Source organism: Nocardioides luteus, assembly GCF_014648595.1.
Lineage (GTDB): Bacteria > Actinomycetota > Actinomycetes > Propionibacteriales > Nocardioidaceae > Nocardioides > Nocardioides luteus.
The window spans coordinates 1-558 of the sequence record NZ_BMRK01000057.1; the positions used below are offsets into that span (position 1 = coordinate 1).

The 558-nt window shown below is 63.8% G+C and carries 2 protein-coding genes; both read left to right on the plus strand.

From position 1 onward, the window contains the following. Nucleotides 1–349: Scr1 family TA system antitoxin-like transcriptional regulator (locus IEY81_RS23950; RefSeq protein WP_229788136.1), on the plus strand; the 349-nt coding region annotated here is incomplete at its 5' end. Nucleotides 350–359: 10 nt separating this feature from the next. Next, on the plus strand, nucleotides 360–558 hold a 199-nt coding region (locus IEY81_RS23955; protein WP_189121005.1), incomplete at its 3' end, for a DUF397 domain-containing protein.

Consider the following 558-nt stretch of genomic DNA (forward strand, 5'->3'; position numbering starts at 1 on the left):
CGATGCACGTGCACTGATGCGCTGGCCGGGCGAGCCTGCCGTCATGGCGGAGCAGCTGCAGCACCTGGCCGACGTGGACCCAGAGCGGGTTGACCTGAGAATCCTCCCGCCTGGCGGCGAGGCCGCAGCGTTCGCCATCGCTGGATTCATGATCTACGACTTCACCGATGACAGGCCGTCAGTGGTGATGCTCGAGTCGTTGACGGCGGACACGTACCTCTCTGACGATGTCGACGTGTCGGCGTACGCCTCGACCTTCGAGCGGCTGCAGAAAGATGCCCTCAACGGTGAGGCGTCTCGGCAGTATCTGGAAACCACGCTTCGCAACTTGCGAGGCACAAAGGGATGAGGAGTGCTCGATGAATGACAAGTGGCAGAACGCACGTTGGCGGAAGAGCACCGGCAGCGACTCGGGCGGCTGCGTCGAGGTGGCAGAGGTCGACGGCATCGTCGGCGTACGCGACACCAAGGCGAACGGCGCTGGCCCCGTCCTGGAGTTCAATCGCAAGGAGTGGGAAGCGTTCCTGCTGGGCGTCGGCAACGGTGAGTTCACGATGG